Below are 20,845 nucleotides of genomic sequence, written 5' to 3' on the forward strand. Positions count from 1 at the left end.
CGCGAGGAAAATCAGCGATTTTAGTTCAATCCCTTCCAGTTCGATGATTACAATACTCCGATGCAAGAACCTGTGGCCTGTATAAATGATCGCTGGCTGCCGATTTCGGAAGCCTCGCTCTCGCTATTCGACGCCGGCTTTGTTTTCGGCGCAACTCTCGTCGAAACGCAGCGAACCTTTCAGCAACAATTGCGATTTTTGAGTTACCATCTGGATCGCTTCTATCGCAATGCCAAACTCACGGGCATCGAACCTCTGCCGGAGCGAAAGCATCTTCAAAGCGTGCTGGAAGAGTTAGTCGAACAGAACGCTCTCCAATTGAAATCGGGCGAAGAGTTGGCGGTCTATCTCTTTATCACTCCGGGCGACACCCGAGAAAGATCAGCTGCACCCACCTGGGGGGTGTATTCGAATCGATTCCGCTTCGAACGCTACCGTCCCTATTTTCAACACGGAGCCGATCTTGAGATTCCGGAAGTCTCCCCCGTACCTGCGGGTGTTATTTCCCCTCAGATCAAGCACCGCAGTCGCTTTCACTGGTGGCTGGCCGAACGCGAAGTGCGAAAATCCGCTCCAGTGGGTGAGTCCCCGCTGCCCTTGCTGACTGACGAGAACGGTCACGTCTATGACACTCCGATTGCGACTTTCGGCTACGTTCGCAATCTGACGATCCACTTTCCGAAATCGGAAAAGATCCTCGACAGCATCGGGCTGAAAATCACCAAAGAAATGATCGTCGGGCAGAAAATTCGATTCGTCGAAGAAGACATTCACCTCTCGACTCTTCTCGAAGATGTGGATGAAGCGTTTCTAACTGGTTCCTCAATTGGGGTTTGCGCGGTACGCTCGATTTCCAAGACTCTCATTCCCAAGAACCCCGGCCCGACAACTAAACAATTGCAGAAGGATTGGACTAAGTTACTAGGTTACGATTTTTCCCAAGACTATTTCAGAGGAATGTAGACTGTGGACCTAAAAACACCTAATCTTCTGGTACATTGATACTTGTGTCGGCCTCGCTTGGCGGCGCCGCCTTGATTTATGTCCTTCACTCTCCAATTAAGGACAACGGACAACTCATGAGTTTAACCGACAATTTTATGCGTCGATTCCGCTCGCTCCCACTCTACCACTTGGCCTTTCTATGTGTGATTTTGCTGCTGATGGGCGCAGCTCCGGAAACGACTCAATCGAGTGGCGAAACCAACTCGAGTTGGCAGCCCTTTTCCTTCCTGACTGACTCCGTGCATTTCGGGCTGTTCGATAAGCTCGGCCTGTTATTCGTTTTCATCGTCTCCATTCTGTCGCTGGTTTATGCCTTCGTTCTGTCGAAACAGGTTTTCGCCGCCGATCAGGGAACCCTGCAGATGCAGGAGATCGCCAAGGCGGTCAGCGATGGCTCCAAGGCTTATCTCCAGCGTCAGTTTCGAGTCGTTTTCAGCTTGGTATTTGTGCTGACCGGAGTGCTGATCCTGGCCAAGTGGCCATTTGTCCCGGTCGCGGGTGAACCCATCGAGGAACAACGATTTATTGCCATCAGTCGGGGAATCGCGTTCTTTGTGGGGGCCACTTTCTCGGCGATGGTCGGTTTCTTCGGTATGAAACTGGCCACTACTGGAAATCTGCGGGTAGCTCAGGCCGCTCGCAAAGGATTTTCTCCGGCCATGAAACTGGGCTACCAGACGGGCACCGTGACGGGAATGATGACCACCGGCCTCGGCCTGCTGGGGGGATCGGTAATTGTTCTCGTCGTGGGAGAAAAAGCCTATCAGACGCTCTTAGGCTTCGCCTTCGGTGGTTCCTTACTCGCTTTATTCATGCGTGTTGGCGGGGGAATTTACACGAAAGCTGCCGATGTGGGAGCCGATCTGGTAGGAAAAATTGAAGCGAATATCCCGGAAGACGATCCGAGAAACGCCGCGACTATTGCAGACAACGTCGGCGACAACGTCGGCGATTGTGCCGGGATGGCCGCGGACGTTTTTGAAAGCTACACGGTCACCATGGTCGCCGCGATGATTCTGGGTTACGCGGCGATCGGGCCCAAGGCCATGCTGCTGCCGATGCTGCTTCTGGCGATTGGTGTACTGGCGAGCATGATCAGCACTTCCATCGTCGGTAAGAAGGAGCCTTCCAAAGGCTCCACTGGGGCTATGCAGGCCATCAATATGAGCTTCCGGCTCGGGGCGGTGCTTAGCGTGATCGGTTTCGTAGCCGTCGGTTCGGCTTTTTTGCGATTTGACGAACAGTATGTGATCGGACAGGCGCTGGAACGTGGTATAGCCCTGCAGGAGGGTGTGAAACCCAAACTGCAGATCAGCTTGAGCGATCCCAACGCGAAGTTGCCGCTGAGCAACGAAGCTATGAAAGACGGCCATCACCTCAATCAGATCTGGAGCAGCCTATCGCCCGTGGAGCAGGAGAATCTCGCTCAAGCCAACGTGCTTTACGATGATCCGTCCAAGAACAAAGGCGATAAAGATTTGCAAAAATCGGGCTCGCTGCTGGAAGCCGCCCGAGCACTAGTGCCTGTAAAAATCGGCTGGGATATGCGTCCGATCTGGGCCGCCCTGATCGGTATCGTTTTGACTTTGGCTCTGATGCGTTGCACGGAATATTGGACCAGCACCGACTACAGTCCGGTCGGTTCCATAGTGAAAAGCTCGCGCACGGGTCACGCCACGAATATTATTCAGGGGATTGCGGTCGGCTATGAAAGTACTGTCTGGGCGGTGATTCTCATCGCCAGTGCCATCTACGCGGCCGTGTTTATTTATCAGGATACCCATAGTCCGATCTTCATCGCCTTCGGGGTTTCCCTGTGCGGGATCGGCATGCTGGCTCTAACCGGCGACACTTTGAGCATGGACGTCTTCGGTCCGGTTTCCGACAATGCCAACGGCATCGGTGAAATGGGATTCAATCGCGATTCCCAGAACAAGCCTCTGACGCCTACCGATCCCGATTACATCCCCGAAGCGGAATACATCAAAGCTCGACAAATTCTTACCGATCTCGATGCCACGGGAAATACTACCAAGGCGATTACCAAGGGCATTGCTATCGGTTCCGCGGTTATCGCCGCTGTTTCACTGTTCGCCAGTTTTATTGCAGTGCTGGTGAAGGGGTCTGAGGAGGCGATCAACGAATTGACCACTGCGGATTTCATGGCTAAGCAAGGTCGCCTTTCCGTGGCCTCGCCGGAAGTATTCATCGGCATGCTGATTGGCGGTTGCGTCCCTTTCCTATTCAGCAGCATGACCATTCGAGCAGTCGGCCGGGCGGCTTATCTGATCGTCAACGAGTGCCGCCGTCAGTTCAAGGACCAGGAAATTTGGAGTGGGCATAAGCGACCCGACTACGGTCGAGTAGTCGATATCTGCACCGGGACGGCCCAGCGCGAACTGATAGGCCCTGGCCTTCTGGCCATTTGCACTCCTCTTTTCGTGGGCTTCCTCCTCGGGCCATTTGCGTTAGGCGGTTTCCTCGCGGGCATGATCGTAGTGGGTCAGCTGCTTGGCGTTTTCATGACCACTTCCGGGGGAGCCTGGGACAATGCCAAGAAAATGATCGAAGATCAACCTCGCACCGATATTTCCGGGAAGGGTTCTGAACTTCACAAGGCGAGCGTCACCGGTGATACGGTGGGCGATCCTCTTAAGGATACCGCGGGACCGGCCATTAACCCGCTGATTAAAGTCATGAACATGGTGAGCCTTCTGATTCTGCCCCTGGTCATGCTTTACAATGTGAAGGATGGAACCAGCAAGGATGTCGCGACCGGCTGGATTGTCATTGGTGTCGCGTTATTGGCCATTTCCTGGGCCTGGTGGCAATCGAAACGGGACACGGAGGAGATGCGGGAGATGGATGCCGACCACGAACGAGAACTCGCCTCCAAACTGACCTCTGCGAAATAACTTTCAGGAGGATGGCATTGACCATCCAAGTCGCTAAAGTTTTCTTCGGGGCGATCACTCCCGCATCGCCGGACGGAATCTCCGATGATACTATTGGCCAATCTGCTCACGATAACCGATGAATCGAGTGGCCGGGTGTTGCTCCGAGCAATGCCCGTCATGCTGGCTGTTCTCGGTATTCTCGCCATAGCCTACCGTTACTACAGTGCCTTCCTTGCCGCCAAGGTGGCGGCCTTCGACGATTCTCGCATTACGCCCGCCCACAAAATGAGCGACGGCTCCAACTACTATCCCACCAATCGCTGGGTGCTTTTCGGCCATCATTTCGCGGCCATTTCCGGCGCCGGTCCGTTGATCGGCCCCGTTCTGGCCATGCAGTACGGTTATGCCCCGGGACTTCTGTGGCTGATTGTCGGGGTCTGTCTGGCGGGTGCCGTGCAGGATATGATGGTGCTGGCGGTTTCGGTGAGAACCGGCGGCCGATCTCTGGCGGAGATTGCCAAGCAGGAACTGGGTACTCGGGCTTCGATTCTGACTACGATTGCAATTCTGCTGATCGTAATTGTGGCTCTCGCTGGCCTGGCTATTATCATCGTAAAAGCTCTCGGTGGTGAAGAAGGCAAACTCCCTTCCGGGATGACCATCACGCCGCCCGCTGGCCAGGTCGTGGCACTGGAAGATTTGTCTACACACAAGATTTTGAAGTTCGGACCGGGTTGCGAAATCAAGTATTCCCCGACCGATAAGCCGACTGTTCGTTCGGAAGCTTTTGAGATCGGGGCACCTGTCGATAGCGAGATTCGTCCGACGGATCCCACGATTACTCTGCCCGCCAAGTGCAGTCAGATCATCAAAGGAAGCAGTTGGGGAACCTTCACGATCGCCTGTACGATTCCGATTGCGCTCTTCGTCGGATTATGGATGTATCGCATTCGCAAGGAGCGCATTTTCGAAGCCTCCTGCATCGGCGGTTTGCTCGTACTGGGCGCAGTCGTGGCCGGGGCCTGGATCCCGGGGAGTTCGCTGGAACCGTATTTCTCGCTTTCGCGCAACGGGACGATTCTGGCCCTCTGTATCTATGGGTTCATCGCCGCAGTGCTGCCCATCTGGTTATTGCTGACGCCGCGCGATTATCTCTCCAGCTTCATGAAAATTGGAACGCTGTTTCTGCTGATCGTGGGGGTAATCGTAGCTAATCCCCCGTTGGAACATCCGCCGATCAATCCGGTCTTTCAGAATGGGGGACCGACCTTCCCGGTTGGCGGCATTTTCCCCTTCGTTTTCATCTGCGTGATGTGCGGGGCCATCTCCGGTTTCCATTCGCTGGTCGCTTCCGGAACTACGCCGAAGATGATCGATAAGGAATCCGATTGCCGATGCATCGGTTATGGGGCGATGCTCATGGAGGGCTTGGTGGGGGTAGTGGCCTTGATTGCTGCCGCTTCGATGCCGCCTGATCTTTACTATGCGATTAACGTCGATGTGGAACTGGCTCCCAAATATCAGAAACAGTTGGAAGAACTCAAAGACTATATGGGTACGCGCGACCCCATGCATACCGTGGGCGTGCGCGAATTGCATCAACTCGATCTCGGGCAAATCGAAGAGAGTGTTGGCGGGGAATCCTTGCGGGGTAGAACCGGGGGAGCAGTCACTCTGGCCGTCAGTATGGCCACGATTCTCACCGATGCCTTCCGCTGGTTGGATATCGAAGTCAGTTCCTGGATGAAATACTGGTACCATTTCGCCATTATGTTCGAGGCCTTGTTCATTCTGACGACAATTGATGCGGGAACGCGGATCGCCCGATATCTTTTCCAGGAGGCGCTTGGGAAAGTGATTCCCAGTCTGGCTTCGCCGAACTCGATTATCGGGGCGTGCCTCGCGACCTTCCTTGTCACGGCGGGTTGGGGAAGCCTGGTTGCTACGGGTCAGATTTCGACCATCTGGCCGATGTTCGGTATTGCCAATCAGCTTCTTTCCGTGCTGGCGTTATCGCTCGTTTCGACTTATCTGATCCAGCACGGTAAAGCCAAGTATGCCTGGGTGACCATTCTGCCGATGTTATTTGTCACGACGACCACCCTCACTGCGGGCAAACTCATGGTTCAAGCACAATATGCGAATATTCAGCTGGGGACAAAGGTGAGCACGAATGCCCTTAACATGGGTTTAACCATCTTCATCATCTTACTTGTCTCCTCCATGTTGCTGACTTGCATTTCACGCTGGATCGTGGTTTTGCGCCTGGGATCAAAGAAGAAAGAGATTTCCTGAGTATTTTCCTGGTAAGTTGGATTGTGTTGACCCGGGAAGATGGTATTTTCATTCCTGGAGTAATCAGTCACGAGGCAGGACGCCATGGAATGTTTGGTCACCGGTGCAGCGGGTTTCATTGGCTCGCATCTCTGCGAGAGATTGCTAAAAGAAGGCCACCGGGTTACCGGGGTCGATTGTTTCACGAATTATTACGACCGAACCTTCAAGGATGCGAATCTCACGCATCTGCACGGGAAGCGCGGATTCAAATTCCTCGAAAAAGATCTATCTCGCGATGATTTGTCCAACGCTTTAACAGGCGTCGAGATTGTTTTTCATCTGGCCGCCATGCCAGGACTGGTGAAAAGCTGGACTCACTTCGACGAATACAATCGCTGTAATCTCACGGCCACTTCGCGATTACTCGATCAGCTGAAGGGCCATCCTACCCTGCAACGGCTGGTGTATGCCTCGACTTCTTCGGTCTACGGCAAGTATGCATCGGGTGATGAATCGCTACCCTTGCGGCCCAGCTCCCCCTACGGGATCACCAAACTGGCGGGTGAGAACCTTTGTCGGGTCTATCTGGAAGAGTTCGACGTCCCTACGGTTGTACTTCGCTATTTTTCGGTCTTTGGGCCTCGGCAACGACCAGATATGGGTTATCACAAATTCATCCAGGCCGTGCTGAACGATCAACCGATTCAGCTGACGGGAGATGGATCGCAGATGCGCGGCAATACCTATATCTCCGATTGCGTGGAAGCTACCTATCGAGGCATGAGCACCGTAACTGGGGAGACTTTTAATATTGGTGGTGGCGAAATCATCAGCGTCTCCGATGTGATTCGCAAAATCGAAAAACTGACCGGCAAAAAGGCCCGGATCGAACGTAAGCCAGAGCGCAACGGCGATCAGAAACACACGGGGGCCGACATCACCAAGTTCCAACGCCATACTGGCTGGGCGCCGAAGATTGGCGTCGAAGAAGGTCTGGAACTTCAGATCGAATGGCACCGCAACTTCGGTCGCAGACTTGCCGCGTAGACCTATGTGGGAACTGCTGCTTAGGCATGGCTACGAACCGATTCGAGAGATCCTGAGCCAATCGGGATTTCGCTCTCAGAGGAAATCTCTCGAAGAGAACCAATGGCGACCGCCTGCGGAGATTGCTCGGCAGCAATTGCAGGCGGCGCGAGATATCGTTCGCATCGCTTATGAGCAAACGCCCTACTATCGGGAAGTCTTTGGAAAGATCGATTTTCATCCCGAGGATTTGCACCAACTTTCCGATCTTCAGCAACTGCCGATTCTTTCCAAATCGAAGCTGAAAGAACACTACCAAACCCTTCGAAACCCGCACCAGTCTGGACTATTGCACACCAAGAGGACTTCGGGTTCGACCGGACGGCCACTGGAAATTTTTCTGGACGATTCGGCCATGACCACCAAGCATGCCATTACTCGGCGAGCGAATGAGTGGTCGGGTTGGCGCTACGGCCAACCGATAGCGAAGTTGTGGGGTCTGCCCGAACATCGAGAGAGTGGTTTTAAAGGCAGATTACGAACAATCGCCGTCGACAGAGCCATCCATTTAAATACGCTGGAGATCTCTTCTACCTCCTTGAGGGACTTTTTGCGCAAATGGAATCATCATGCCCCCGCCCTGCTCTTCGGCCATGCTCATTCGCTTTATCTGCTCGCATCATTCGCTCGTAAAAATCGACTGGCGGTTCAACCCGCGAGGGGAATCATCTCCTCGGCCATGCCTTTACACGGTTTTCAGCGGGTGGTGATCGAAGAGGTTTTTCAATATCGCATCACGGATCGTTACGGTTGTGAAGAGACCAGTTTGATCGCATGCCAGTGTGAAAAAGGGGGCATGCACATCGCGGCGGAATCGGTGCTTCTGGAGGTGATCGACGGGAAAATTCTCCTGACCGATCTACTGAATCGGGCAATGCCGCTAATCCGCTACCAAATTGGGGATGCCGTGGAATCGGCAGCGAAACCCTGCACCTGCGGACGAGGGCTTCCTACTCTTGGCCAGTTGGCCGGGCGCGAAGCGGATTTCATTCTGACTGCGGATGATCGCTTACTCTCGGGGATCTCGCTCACGGAGAACTTCATTCTCCAGCTTCCGGGCCTTGAACAGATCCAGATCATACAGGAATCGCGAAATTTGATTCGTTTTCAAGTGGTTCCTCTGGAGGCTAGTAAACGTTTTGATCTCCAAGGCTCGCTAATCGAATTGGCAGGAAACTTGTTTGGGAGTGGGATTCACTTTGAAGTCGAATTCGTCGAAAGCATCGCCTCCGAGCCAAGCGGCAAATTCCGCTTCTGCGTTTCGAAAATGGCTCAGGATTATCTGCGGAACCTGGCCGCCTGATTCTTTATGCGATTATCTCTCGAATCGGCTTGCCCCGGCTGATCGGTAAGGGCCGATTCAGTTTGTCGATCATTTCGGAATTTGGATCGATTCCCAGAAGTTCGTACATGGTGGCCGAGATATCTTCTATGCGGCAGGCTCCCGAGGCGGGGAAAGCCCCGTTCTTGTCGGAACTTCCGTGCACGTAGCCCTTTTTGAGGCCGCCGCCCGCCATCAGAACGGTATAGCATTCCGGCCAGTGATCGCGACCCGCGATATTATTGATCTTCGGGGTGCGACCGAACTCTCCCATCCAGAGTACCAGGGTTTCTTCCAGCATGCCGCGCTCTTTCAGATCTTCCAGCAACGTCGGCAGCGTCTGATTGGTAATTGGGAGCAATCGTTTTTTCAAAATGGGATCCATCGGTTGATTCTGAAAACCGTGGGTGTCCCAGCCCCATTCACCGCTGATGTACGGTGAAATATAAACAGTTACGAATTTGACCCCGGCCTGCACCAGCCGTCGGGCCAGCAAGCAACCCTGTCCGTAGGTCGTCTCGCCATATTGGGCGCGGACCTTTTTTTTCTCCTTCGACAGATCGAATGCTTCTTTTAATTCCTTGGAAGTAAGCAGCGAGACGGCCCGCTGAAACGATTCGTCCATTCCTTTGGCCAGAGCGTGCTGCTCTAAAACTCTCGACTGTTGATCGAGCATCTTCAGCATCTCTTTACGATCTTCGAGCCTTTGGGAACTGATATTCCCTGGAAGCGTCAATTCGGGGAGTTTAAACTCTTTCCCAGCAGGATCTTCCGTGAAAAAGAAGGGATTGTGGACTTTGCCCAGGAAGCTGGCGTGCTGCCCGGGAGTGATCGAACCATCCGAGATGCTGTAAGGGTAGGAAACGAACGTCGGAACGCCGGGCCGGGCTTGGCTGAATTTGTCGACGACGCAGCCGAATGCCGGGGCCAGTTCGGGGGAGTCACGAAGCCTTTGATCGTCGGTCGGCGGAGCGAACCCAGTCAGGCTGTAATAGCCCGCCGAGTTGTGATTCTTCATGGTGTGCTGAACCGATTTCACAAGTACGCACTGATCGATAATATTGGTCATCCGTGGCAGCATTTCGCAGACGGAGATACCGGGCACTTTTGTCGAAATCGGTTTAAAGGTGCCCCGAATTTCCGCGGGAGCATCCGGCTTCATATCGAAAGTTTCGAACTGGGAAGGTCCGCCCCATTGATAGAGCAGAATGACCGACTTGGCTTTTGCTTTATTTGAGCTCGCCTGCAATAGAGCAGGTGGTAGCATTAAGCTGCTCATGCCCAAAGCGCCAACTTGAAGCAATTTTCGGCGAGAGAGCGGTATATGTTCGATTCCCATGCCCATCACCTTCTAATCAGAAATTCTTTGGAATTGAGAATCCCCCAGAGAAGGTCCTCCAGAGCGACACGACGATCTTTCGCCGTCTCCAGCTTTTGCGTGAAGAACTCTTTCTCTTTCGGATTCGGTAGGCGGCCGTACCCGGATAGAAACAACTCTTCCACGATCGTTTCGTTTTTCTGTCCGGGCTGCAGATACTTCTTCAGGACATTATTCTTATCGGAGATCAAGGACTGCACAATTTCCCCGTTGATCATCTGCAGGGATTGCAATAAGCCCGCGTCCTCCGAACGTTCGCACTCACAAGTGAGTAGTCTTTCCGGTTTGCCGAATACCTTCATGAACTTTTCGCCCAGGCCACTACTGCGACGGCCAGTATGCAGAGGTGCGGCCATCTGCACCGCGCGAGTACCGCTGGGATAGCCGTTGAATTTCATTTTTGAACCGCTGACCTGTAGCATTGCATCCACCAATTGCTCGGCCTCCAAAGGCAGTGCGGCCGATTTGGAAAAGTGCAGTTCATCTTCAGCATTCGTCTCGTTCGGGATGGACGAAAGTTGGTAAGTTTCCGAGTTCAAAATCAATCGCAGCATGGCCCGAAGATTGAAGTGATCCTTTTTGAAGCGGTCTGCCAATTCCTCGAGCAGTTCCGGATTGCTGGGAGGATTGGAAAGTCGAAAATCGTCGTTCGGTTCAACGATTCCCCGACCGAACAGGTGGTACCAGATGCGATTGACTTGGGCCTTTGCGAAAAAAGGATTATCTGGCTGAGCGATCCAATTCGCCAGCTCGGCAGTTCTATCCGACTGATACGGCAAAAGTTCCTGGGAGCCCAATAAGCGGGGCTGTAGAGGTTGTTTAGTGCGAGGATGCGATAATTCCTTGCCTGGCATCAGAAAGATGACTTGTTCGCCATTGAATTCATGCTTGTCCAGATCATCAGCCCGCTTATTGGCCAGAATGCGATAATCGATTTGTGCGAAAAGGGCTGCGAAACGGTGATAGTCATCCTGCGTCCAGATATCGAAAGGATGATTGTGGCACTTCGCGCATTGCAGGCGCACTCCCAGGAAGACCTGTGCTATCGATTCCGCCCGGGCATAGGGTTCGCGCAAAGCACGGTAAAGATTCGTGGGCGGATTCGAATAAGAACTCCCCCGGGCCGAAACGAGTTCCCGGGCGAACTCATTCATGGGGCGATCATTTTGAATGGCCTCGCGTATCCATTGATGGAAAATGCGCACGCCCTTGGAATCGAGCGATTTCTCCTCATTTCGAAGCAAATCTGACCATTTCAACGCCCAGAAATCGGCGAATTCGGGCCGTTGAAGAAGCTTGTCGATGAGAACCGATCTTTTTTCCGTGGTCGGGTCGTTGAGAAAATCCCGGGCTTCCTCGGCGGTCGGCAGCCGTCCCAGAACATCCAGGTAAACCCGACGCAGGAACATACTATCATTCGATTTTTCCGATGGCTGGATTTTCAGATTCACCCATTGAGGAAAAAGATGCCGATCGACCGGATTGGAACTCATCGTTTGTACGGCGTGGAATCCCTTTCGCTCGGGAAGGAAGGCGACGGGAACCGCCACGGTTCGATTCAGATAGCGAACCAGGATATTGGTTTCGCCAAAGAGAAGCCGCCGGACTTCGCCATCGGGTTGCAGGGCGACCAGTGTCGGATTGGTCGATTCGAGAGCACAGAGATTAGTCACATCGCGTCGGGTTCCATCCGCGAAAATCGCGGTGGCCTGGATGCGAAAACGATCTTGATTCGAATCGAGAATCCTCGCTTTGGGTTCCACTTCCAACTGGGTAAGCTTCGGCAGAGTTTCAGGATCTCGCGGCATCCCGGCCGCGATCCAATCGAAAATCAGTTGGTACTCTCGGGAATCTTTGGAGAAGCGCGGCCCGCCTTCATGGCTAACCAATCCCGCGGCTTTGCGAAGAAACAGACTTTCCGCCGGTTTCTGCGGATCTAAACGTCGGGCAGAGAAATCGCGCGTCATCACGTTGTAATCGAAATCGGGATCTTCGCCGCGCAGAGATAATTTGAAACCGCCCTTCCCGTTTAAATTGCCATGGCAGGCGCCCTGATTGCAACCCGCGCGAGCCAGCAACGCCATCACATCTCGCTGAAAGGAAACGGGTCCCTCCGCACGAATTACAGACGGCAGCAGCAATATCGCCGGTATGGCAAAAATCCAGAATAGCAGTCGGAACCGGTTCGACATCTTCAGCACATCCGCGAAGAGAAACTGGAAAAAGCAATAACAAGGTAGGTAACAGAATTATGCCGGATTCGAGGTGGGATTGCAATCGAAACTCTCACATTGTTCGCCGGAGCAGACTTCCGCTTGTCCCGGTATCATCAAGTCCAAGTGGTACTATCGAAGCTCCCTACGTCCGATGGGCACTGATGCCAAACCAGCACCGGAGACTTTCACAAAGCATTTACTGAATGCGATTTAAGTCGAAACGAAAGGAATGAGTTCCGGCCTGAAGTTTCAGATCGTCTGCTATATTGAGTTCAGCGAGACTGCGAGAAAGATTTTCTCTCGCGCTGAACTCCCAATTTGTTAAAGCAAATCTTCCACAACGGTAGCTGCGAGCCCCGAGGGAATCGGTACACCAAAAACCTGGCACTGTGTAGCGAACAAATCGGACGGCGTCACGGGAGTTTCCTTAGGTGAATACCCGATCTCATCGGAAGCCCCGATGATGCCGCCGCCCGGGATGCCGCCGCCGGCCATCAGCACTGTCCAAACTCCCCCATGATGGTCGCGGCCACCGAAGGGATTAATCTTCGGGGAACGTCCAAATTCCCCCAGAGCGGAGACCAAAGTTGATTGCAGAAGCCCGCGTTCGGCCAAATCGGACAACAAGGCCGAATAGGCAAGATCGAACATCGGCGCCACGTAACGGGCCATTTCCCGGAACGTTGTAAATGGCCGGGTTCCGTGGATGTCCCAGGTTTTGGCGTCGTAAACCGATTCGAACATATTGAGGGTGACAAATCGCGTTCCCGCTTCGATCAACCGCCGGGCTCGCAGGCAATTATTTCCAAAAGGATTTCGTCCGTATCTCTCGCGGATTCGTTCCGATTCGGAACTGAGATCATCGTCCGAGTTCGAGAGTATCAGACTTTCTTCCTGCCCATGAGGCATCGAACAGCCATTCCAGCCGAGACGGTTGCCGAGAATCACATGCCGCTCGCGGCTCGTCGGTCCATCTTTTTGTGAAGCGATCCAATTGCCTAAGTGCGGAGGGGAAGCGGAGGCCGAGTAAGATCGCCCGGTTTGAATCTGCTGCAAGCCTGCTTCGTGAACTGCGGGCAAGTCGCTATGGAGGCTTCGAATCAGAGTGAATTTATCGGCTTGCCGGGCCATTAAAGGGAAGAGTTCGCTAAGCTGCATTCCTGGTATTCGCGTTGTGATCGGTCGAAATGGCCCGCGAATTTCCGAAGGAGCGTTTGGCTTGGGATCCCAGGTATCCAGGGGACTCGGCCCGCCCAGCAGTACGATCATGATGCCTTGAATATTGTTCCGATTCGGTGCGCTACGAGCCTGGCTCTGAAGCGGAAGCGTCAGGCCCAAAGCAGCGGCCGCGCCCAATTGCAAAAAGTCCCGCCGGTTGGTTCCCGCACTCTGTGGATACGCTGTCTGCATGTGCCTCTCCGACGATGAGCAAATTGACTGAGGGCGATTCTAATCGTTCGGCGGGAATTCAGGAAACAAATTTTTCCCGTTACGAACCGAGGATTCCGGTAATATTCACGTCGGCGGGGGTACCAAAGACAGCGGCTCCCATTTCAGCCGTATCGGTAAAGCTCAGGGCATCAAAGTGGACATCCCCCTGAAAAAATTCGGAGGCAACCACCCCACGAAGAGCGATATAACTCGGGGAGTGTCCCAGTACAGTATGTATCTGCCGGAAGATTTCCGGGGTGCAGTAAATCGCATAAGCAAAAGTGATGTATTCCAGAGACAGGCCGTGCCGGCGCACTTCCAGGTGCACTTCCTCCGCACCGTAAGGAGATTTTTTGCCATTCGACCCCCGAAGGGAAGGAGCCATTTTCAAGTAATCTCGCAGGGCCGCTTTCTTCTGATCATTCAATAGCGTAGTGCAGTACTCCGGCGCTGAGACTTTCAAATTCAAGTCCTTCATAATCCCGCCTCTTTAAGAATCTGGCCTCCCACTATTATATTCAACTCAAACACGCAAGCGAAAGAGGATGAGGGCAATCAGAGCCATTAAACTGGCCTGACCCAGAATAATCGGCGTGATGCCATGAAGGTCGGCGAGCGGTCCCCAGATCAGGTTACCGGCCGGCACTCCGCAGGCAACCATCATGGCCCAGACACCCATCACCTTCCCGCGATGCGAATCTTCCACCGAAAGTTGCACGTAGCCCTGACCGGTGGCCAAAAAAGAAATCATTCCGAAGCCGAATAATCCACAGCCGAGCGACGCCCAGGCAAACTCCTGAGTGCTTCCCAGAATAAACAGTCCCAAGGAAACGCAGAGGGTTCCGAACCGGAGAAATTGACGCCGTCGCTTGCTGGTCCCGAAACTGGCGACGTTCAGCGCGGCCAGGATGGCGCCGCCTCCTACAGAACTGAGGAGCCAGCCGTAGGCCTGTTCTTTCAAACCGAGATTTCTTTCAACGTAGGCCGTCAGCAGCGACAGCAGGGGCCAACCGCAGATCGAAACCGCCCCGGACAGAATTAAAAGCTGACGAATTTGCGGGTAGGCTTTCAAATAAGACCAGCCGCTTTGCAAGTCTCGCTCCGATTTCTGTTTCGGGAATTCCGGTTTGAGATCTCGCATGCGAAGCAGGGAAATAATCACCGCCAGATAGCTCAAGGTATTGCCGAGAAGGCAAATTCCCGGCGAAAAAGAAGAGAGCAACACCCCGGCCAGCGCGGGCCCGATTGCTCGAGCCACGTTGAACTGCATCGAATTCAATGCCACGGTATTTAGGATATCTTCCTTCTCCACCAAGCTGGGAACGAAGGTAAGTCGAACCGGCAGATCGATCGCCTGAATGCAGCCGTGCAGGACGGAGAGAGCGAGAAGAGAGACGATGTTCACCAGGTTTAAGGTGATGAGAAGGGTCATCAAGGAGGCAGAAAGTAAAAACGCACATTGGGTACGCAAAATGAGTTTGTGCCTCGGCAGCCGATCGGCGAGATTTCCTGCCCAGGAGGCCAAAAACAATGTCGGGGCAATTTGGGCGACCAGCAAAAAAGCAGGCCAGCGGGCCTCTTTGGTCCAATCCCAGGCCAGCCAGGCGAGCGTGGTGGTTTGCATCCAGCTTCCGATCAGGCTGAAGCCCTGACCGAAAAAATAGAGGCGGTAATTGCGATGACGGAGCGATCGAAACGGCGAAGGCATCAAACCATGTCCACTCCGGGATCGCCCGCTTTCACTTTCCCGATGATATAACTGGGCACTTTCTTATCGGCCAGTTGGTGGATGATGCTGTTCGCAAAATGAGGCGCGACGATCATGACAAAGCCGATCCCCTGATTGAAAACGCGATCGACTTCTGGCTGCGGAATCTCACCGAGTTTTTGCAACCAATGGAAAACCGGAGGAACCGGCCAGCTACCGCGTTGAATTTCCACGCGCCGACCGGGAGGTAACACTCGGGGCACGTTGTCGACCAGACCGCCACCAGTGATGTGAGCCAAACCGCGCACTACCTTCTTTTTGAAGGGATAATGCTGAATCACACTCTTGACCGCCTTGACATAAATGCGCGTCGGTGTGAGCAACTCCTCCCCAACGGTTTTGCCCAACTCTTCTATTCGATCATTCACGGTCAGTTTCGCATGCTCGAAGACAATTTTGCGAACGAGGCTATACCCATTGGAATGAATGCCGGTGGAAGCCAGGCCGATGACGGTGTCCCCGACTTGAACCGCTTTCCCATCGATAATGCTGTCTTTTTCGACGACCCCGACGCAGAAGCCGGCCATGTCGAAATCTTCCGGCTGATAGAACTCCGGAAGAATAGCCGTTTCGCCGCCCGTGAGGGAACATTCGGCTTGAAGGCACCCTTCGACCATGCCTTCCATCAGCTGGCGGGTCAGTTCTGGGTCGTCCTTGGGCATGGCCAGATAATCGAGGAAGACCAGCGGTTCGCCCCCCGTGCAGAGACAATCGTTCACCGACATGGCCACCAGATCGATGCCGACAGTATCGTATTTCTTAGTAAGGGAAGCGATTTTCAGCTTACTGCCAACACCGTCGGTGCAGGTGATGATGACGGGTTTGCGATACTTCCGCGAAAAAAGAAAGCGGTCGTAATCCAGCATGAACAGAGAGGCAAATCCCCCGAAGCCATCCAGAACATGCAGGCGGTCGTGCGTCCGCCGCATCAGAGGAGCAATACCTTCGAGAGTTTTCTCGTAGGTATCGAGGTTCAAACCGGCTTTCTCGTATGTCCACTCTGGCATATGCACCGCTGACTGAAAGTTCGAAATCTTTTAGGGAATGCTACGATTTCGATCCCTCATCCGCCACATAGAACGCCCGCGGTTCACGCGGAAGTTTCCAGAGACATCACTTTGCGAACTTTGGCCATGAAAACCGGCGGGGTGAACGGCTTTTGTAAAAATTGAACTTCTTCCATCATCACCCCCTGGTGGATGACTTCGTCGTCGGTGTAGCCCGACATGAAGATAACTCGCATATCCGATTCCTCGGTACGCAATTGTTCGACCAGTTGCACGCCGCTGATTCCCGGCATCATGACATCGGTAATCAATAGATCGATATGCCCGAATTCCTTCTTTCGATAAATTTCCAGGGCTTCGTTACCGTCGGCGGCGGGTATCACGCGATATCCATTCATTTCCAGAACCCGGCGAGCTAACAGGCGGAGGCCATCCTCGTCTTCCACGAGCAGGACCGTATCCCTATGTTGCTCGGGATTGTCAGAAACTGCCGCCGGCGGTTGAATCGGCTGCACGATCGTAGAAGCTTTGGACGGGGGAGGCGTTTCGACGACCTGGGGGGCTAGGGGCTTCAAGCTCGACTCTGGTGCTATTCGCGAGGAAGAGATTGGCAGGTCGACCCGGAAGGTCGTTCCCACGCCTGGCGTACTGCTTACGTCGATGATGCCGTTAGCCTGCTGCACGACGCTATAGACAGTCGCCAGCCCCAGTCCGGTGCCCTTGCCCATGGCTTTGGTGGTAAAGAAGGGTTCGAAGATCTTGGCTTTGGTTTTTTCGTCCATCCCGGTGCCGGTGTCTTCGAACTCCAGTCGAACCACGTGCGATTCCCGGATAGCCCGGGAGCGGATTTGGATTTTTCCTCCGGTGGGCATGGCGTCCCGGGCATTGACGATCAGATTGTAGACGATCTGTTCCATCATAGTGGGATCGATCAGGACCAGCGGCAACGAACTTTGCAGATCGTAAATCACCTGCACGTGCTCGCCGGCCATGCGCTTCAACATGTCGTGGAGATCGCGCAGAATATAGTTAAGGTCGACTTCCTTGGGCGCGGAAATCTGCTTGCGACCAAAGGCCAGAAGTTGACGGGTCAGCCCGGCGGCCTTTTCCCCGGCCTGTCGGATCTGGGAAACCAGATCGAAATGATCCCGCGGCAGCCGTTCTGCTAGAAGCATGTGACTGTTACCGTTGATGATGGTCAGCAAATTATTGAAATCGTGGGCCACACCTCCGGCCAGACGACCGACGGCTTCCATCTTCTGGACCTGCTTGATGTTTTCTTCGAGCTTTCGCCGCTCCTCTTCCCCTTCAACGCGAGGAGTCACATCGAGGACCAGGGACAGCACGGAGACGAGTTCGCCCTTCTCATCCACCAACGCCGAATTGTACCATTCGCAGTAAACGATATTCCCGGACTTGTTGTAGTTCCTATTGAAAGAGTAATTGCGATTCGCCTTATTCAGGAGCGCGGCAATCACTTTCTCCACCGCGGCCGAGTCCTCTTCGTGAATGAAATTCCATTCGCTCGGGTGCCGGAACAGCACTTCTTCCGCTCGCCATCCAAATATCACTTCTGCCTGGCGGGACCAGCGGGTGACCCGGAAACCACGATCCCATTCGATGATGCCCAGCGGTGAGTTTTCAATGTGGGAGCGAAGCACGCGGAAAGCGCGTTTGAGTTCCCACTCGGCCAATTTTCGCCGCGTGATGTCTCGACCGATCCCGACAATATGAATCGCAACGTTTTCGGAATCGACGACCGGACGCGAACTGATTTCCAGACAGAGTTCTTTGAGGGACTGATTGAACAAGACGATTTCATACGTGACCGGCTCGTCCGATTCGATCATACTCTCGACGGTGTTTCGATCATCCGAAGCGACGAAATCTGTCAGAGAGCGGCCCAGAAGCTCGCCGCGGGCGTAGCCCATCAGCCTTTCGCCGGCATTATTGATCGAAGTGATTCGACCGTTGATATCTAGCGTAAACATGAAGTCATTGGCGTTTTCGAAGAGTTCCCGATATTTTTCTTCGAGTTGCTCCTCGCGGTGTTTCTGCTGGAGAATGATCGTTTGGGAATCACGTAACCGGAGATTCGCGACCCAACCCCAAATCAGCAGCAAGCAGCAGATCAAGCCGATGATGCAACCGAGAATGACGGTGTGGAGGGTTCGCCAGCGCGGTGGAATGTGCAGCGTTACAATATCCTGCAACAAACGAAGGCGGATCACCTCCTGCGATTTTCCAGACCGTTCATCGAATTCCGGAGTGTAGATCCCGGTGAAATTGATGTACATATCGGGAACCAGACTCTCCCTCTGAGAGTCGGAGAGGGCGGCGTCGAGAATGCGCAGGAAATAGGTGCGTCCGTGCGAACTCACCACCAGGACGTGATACCCGGGGTAGTGCAGACATTCCTGAACCACACCGGAACCGGTTACCAGCCGGTCGTTGAACTGCGAATCCTCCGGATTATCCAGATTTTTGGGCGGCCAGGTACGCCGGATATCGGTATTCGTCTGAATAACCCGGGCTTCTTTGAGATAGGCCCGTTCAAACTCATTTTTTCCCGGGGAATAGAGTCCGGAAACTGTGATTCGGTTACCTAACTGCATATCGGGGAAATCGGGCAAATCGACGCGAATTCCGCCCTGCTCGTCTTCGATGTAAACGCTGTTCTGTTCCCCGAAGCCAATGATGTGGCCCGATACTTCGACGAAAATTTGTTCGTTCCGGGAATAATGAGCATTAGCGAGCGTTTTAAGGTCCCCGAGATTGGAGATTTTTTCATCTTCGGATTTTTGGAGAATGGTGACGTCGTCCGTTCCGTCCGAAGCCCAAATGTGCTTTTCCGCATCGGAGGAATCACTGATGGGAAGTTGGGAAAACACCCCTTTCAGGCGAATAGTCGTGCCCAGATATTTTTGAGTGTCGACGTAATCGATCGATGAGGAATCCGAAGTGTGAAAAAGCAGAATCTCATTAGCCCGAGCAATCCGCCAGACGATGGCGCCCGATTTTCGACGCGGAGTGATGGATCGCACAACGCCTTGAAGCTCTACCCGCCGTCCTTCGTAACTGGAATTCAGCCATTCCGAACTCGTTAGCGTCATGCAGGGTAATTGAAGATCTTTCGCCAGGAGTTCGGGCTTTATCGCTCGAACGAATGGCACCCCCAGTTTCTGCTCGGTATGTCCACGAACCTGTACCTCAACTCCCACCTTCGGAAGATTGCTCTTCAGGCAGGAGACGAAACAGCCCCCCGTAGAATCTTCCATGAAAAAACCTGAAAGCGAGGGAATCACTGCGGTGACTCGTCCGAAGAATCGCACGGAAGTTTGATCCGTCAGTTCTTTGGGGGAAAACTTTTTGAGCTCCCCGGCCTCCAGGAGTATCCGCTTATCTCGTTTTCCATTGTCTTGTTCGAAGGCTCGGTAGGCAATCGGCGTAAAACTGCGCTGCCCCTTTTCCAGGGAACCTACCCCTAAAACTTCCAGATAATCGTTCGGGGCTATCGTTGCATTGCTGATCGCTAATGCAAGTTCAGTGGAATTATCCGATATTTTCACCTCATGCATTTTCGGTTCGAGAACGATCCCCTCGATTTTCACTATCCGATTTCGGTATTTCGGAGTCACCGTCTCTTCGATCGGTACGCTGGGACCTTCGAAGAGATTCTCATTCGATACGGTCCTGAGATTGTTCTCGGAGCCTATTTTGATGCAAGGGGTGTCGCGATGAGTGGGCCCTATCCAGGGTACGGCACAACCAGTCACCGTTACGTATTTGTAAAGAAAGCGATTTTCCCACGGTTGTATCGAATTAGTATTTTCCACATCCAGATGCAGGAGGATCGGCTTGGAGGCATGGAGTTCGATTTCCAGCACATCGCGCCTGGGGAGAAATCGTACGGCCGTCACGAAACCCATCGTTTTCGCCCAGACCTCAGAGACTTTTGCGGAACTAATGTCCTGAATTTCAACCTGCTCTGGCGACGGAAGGGTGGTCGTACCAATCACTTTCGGCAAACTCACCTCGTGCACTTTCCAGCCAGGTTTCGTTTCTGAAGGCAACTGCAGCAGAATGCGATCGCCGGGGTTCGCCGGGAAGTCCGTTTTGGGAATGTGAAAGGCAATGACCTTTTTCGTCACGGAATCTAGCGCGAAATGGATGCGAGGATTCCGCTGGCGGAAGAGATAGATAGCCTCGATTCGTTTAAAGCTGGCGGTATCTATAGGGACCTGTTTGGCGGCAGGCAGAGTCGTTGTACCCTGAGCCCTGACAAGCGGTTCAGATGCTGAGCCTAACCCCCAACTGATACACCAGGCAGCAATAACGAAGCATGCCAGCCTCGTAGGACTCATTGGGACTTCCCTTTAGACGGAAGAGTTCGGGACGCTTGAATATAGGATGAGAATTATGAAAAAACAAAATTTGACAGTTCGAACGGAAAAAAGGT

Annotated in this window: 12 protein-coding genes; 5 read left to right on the plus strand and 7 right to left on the minus strand. The window is 53.4% G+C overall.

Annotated elements, in window-relative coordinates; all coding sequences use genetic code 11:
- Positions 1-60 precede the first annotated feature (60 nt).
- From KIH39_RS06920 to KIH39_RS06940, 5 genes are all read left to right on the plus strand, one after another.
- Entirely contained in the window at positions 61-963 is a 903-nt protein-coding gene (locus KIH39_RS06920) for an aminotransferase class IV (RefSeq protein WP_213498547.1), read from the plus strand.
- Between the two features lie 137 nt (positions 964-1,100).
- Positions 1,101-3,920: a proton/sodium-translocating pyrophosphatase gene (locus KIH39_RS06925; protein WP_246539576.1), complete on the plus strand. Its 2,820-nt coding sequence runs from the start codon at positions 1,101-1,103 to the stop codon at positions 3,918-3,920.
- 84 nt (positions 3,921-4,004) lie between these two features.
- The gene (locus KIH39_RS06930; protein WP_213498549.1) at positions 4,005-6,197 is read left to right on the plus strand and encodes a carbon starvation CstA family protein; all 2,193 of its coding nucleotides are present in this window, start codon (positions 4,005-4,007) and stop codon (positions 6,195-6,197) included.
- 84 nt (positions 6,198-6,281) lie between these two features.
- Entirely contained in the window at positions 6,282-7,226 is a 945-nt protein-coding gene (locus KIH39_RS06935) for an NAD-dependent epimerase/dehydratase family protein (protein ID WP_213498550.1), read from the plus strand.
- A gap of 4 nt (positions 7,227-7,230) precedes the next feature.
- A complete protein-coding gene (locus KIH39_RS06940; protein WP_213498551.1) occupies positions 7,231-8,568 on the plus strand; it encodes a phenylacetate--CoA ligase family protein in 1,338 nt (445 codons plus the stop codon).
- 4 nt (positions 8,569-8,572) lie between these two features.
- On the opposite strand, the gene KIH39_RS06945 is transcribed toward KIH39_RS06940, so the two are convergent.
- The 7 genes from KIH39_RS06945 to KIH39_RS06975 all read right to left on the minus strand — a co-directional run bounded on the left by KIH39_RS06945 (position 8,573) and on the right by KIH39_RS06975 (position 20,750).
- Positions 8,573-9,853, minus strand: coding sequence for a DUF1501 domain-containing protein (locus KIH39_RS06945; protein ID WP_246539578.1), 1,281 nt, complete (start codon positions 9,851-9,853; stop codon positions 8,573-8,575).
- A gap of 77 nt (positions 9,854-9,930) precedes the next feature.
- On the minus strand, positions 9,931-12,156 hold the full coding sequence (locus KIH39_RS06950; protein ID WP_213498553.1) for a DUF1549 and DUF1553 domain-containing protein: 2,226 nt from the start codon (positions 12,154-12,156) through the stop codon (positions 9,931-9,933).
- Between the two features lie 345 nt (positions 12,157-12,501).
- Positions 12,502-13,590: a DUF1501 domain-containing protein gene (locus tag KIH39_RS06955; RefSeq protein WP_213498554.1), complete on the minus strand. Its 1,089-nt coding sequence runs from the start codon at positions 13,588-13,590 to the stop codon at positions 12,502-12,504.
- A 79-nt stretch (positions 13,591-13,669) separates the two neighbouring features.
- A complete protein-coding gene (locus KIH39_RS06960) occupies positions 13,670-14,089 on the minus strand; it encodes a DUF6559 family protein (RefSeq protein ID WP_213498555.1) in 420 nt (139 codons plus the stop codon).
- A 45-nt stretch (positions 14,090-14,134) separates the two neighbouring features.
- Positions 14,135-15,319, minus strand: coding sequence for an MFS transporter (locus tag KIH39_RS06965; RefSeq protein WP_213498556.1), 1,185 nt, complete (start codon positions 15,317-15,319; stop codon positions 14,135-14,137).
- Positions 15,319-16,386 (minus strand): phosphoribosylformylglycinamidine cyclo-ligase, encoded by a 1,068-nt coding sequence (purM, locus tag KIH39_RS06970; protein ID WP_213498557.1) that lies wholly within the window; start codon positions 16,384-16,386, stop codon positions 15,319-15,321. Before purM ends, KIH39_RS06965 begins: the two co-directional genes overlap by 1 nt.
- 83 nt (positions 16,387-16,469) lie before the next feature.
- Complete coding sequence (locus KIH39_RS06975; protein ID WP_213498558.1) at positions 16,470-20,750, minus strand: PAS domain S-box protein; 4,281 nt, start codon at positions 20,748-20,750, stop codon at positions 16,470-16,472.
- Between the last annotated feature and the right edge of the window lie 95 nt (positions 20,751-20,845).

Origin of the sequence: Telmatocola sphagniphila (assembly GCF_018398935.1) — a bacterium.
In the GTDB taxonomy this organism is placed as follows: Bacteria; Planctomycetota; Planctomycetia; order Gemmatales; family Gemmataceae; genus Telmatocola; species Telmatocola sphagniphila.

Coding starts and splice junctions, on each gene's coding strand:
- KIH39_RS06930 (WP_213498549.1), top strand. CDS start 4,005: ATGATACTATTGGCCAATCTGCTCACGATAACCGATGAATCGAGTGGC.
- KIH39_RS06975 (WP_213498558.1), bottom strand. CDS start 20,750: ATGAGTCCTACGAGGCTGGCATGCTTCGTTATTGCTGCCTGGTGTATC.
- KIH39_RS06925 (WP_246539576.1), top strand. CDS start 1,101: ATGCGTCGATTCCGCTCGCTCCCACTCTACCACTTGGCCTTTCTATGT.
- KIH39_RS06920 (WP_213498547.1), top strand. CDS start 61: ATGCAAGAACCTGTGGCCTGTATAAATGATCGCTGGCTGCCGATTTCG.
- KIH39_RS06935 (WP_213498550.1), top strand. CDS start 6,282: ATGGAATGTTTGGTCACCGGTGCAGCGGGTTTCATTGGCTCGCATCTC.
- KIH39_RS06955 (WP_213498554.1), bottom strand. CDS start 13,590: ATGCAGACAGCGTATCCACAGAGTGCGGGAACCAACCGGCGGGACTTT.
- KIH39_RS06945 (WP_246539578.1), bottom strand. CDS start 9,853: ATGCTACCACCTGCTCTATTGCAGGCGAGCTCAAATAAAGCAAAAGCC.
- KIH39_RS06940 (WP_213498551.1), top strand. CDS start 7,231: ATGTGGGAACTGCTGCTTAGGCATGGCTACGAACCGATTCGAGAGATC.
- KIH39_RS06960 (WP_213498555.1), bottom strand. CDS start 14,089: ATGAAGGACTTGAATTTGAAAGTCTCAGCGCCGGAGTACTGCACTACG.
- KIH39_RS06950 (WP_213498553.1), bottom strand. CDS start 12,156: ATGTCGAACCGGTTCCGACTGCTATTCTGGATTTTTGCCATACCGGCG.
- KIH39_RS06965 (WP_213498556.1), bottom strand. CDS start 15,319: ATGCCTTCGCCGTTTCGATCGCTCCGTCATCGCAATTACCGCCTCTAT.
- purM (WP_213498557.1), bottom strand. CDS start 16,386: ATGCCAGAGTGGACATACGAGAAAGCCGGTTTGAACCTCGATACCTAC.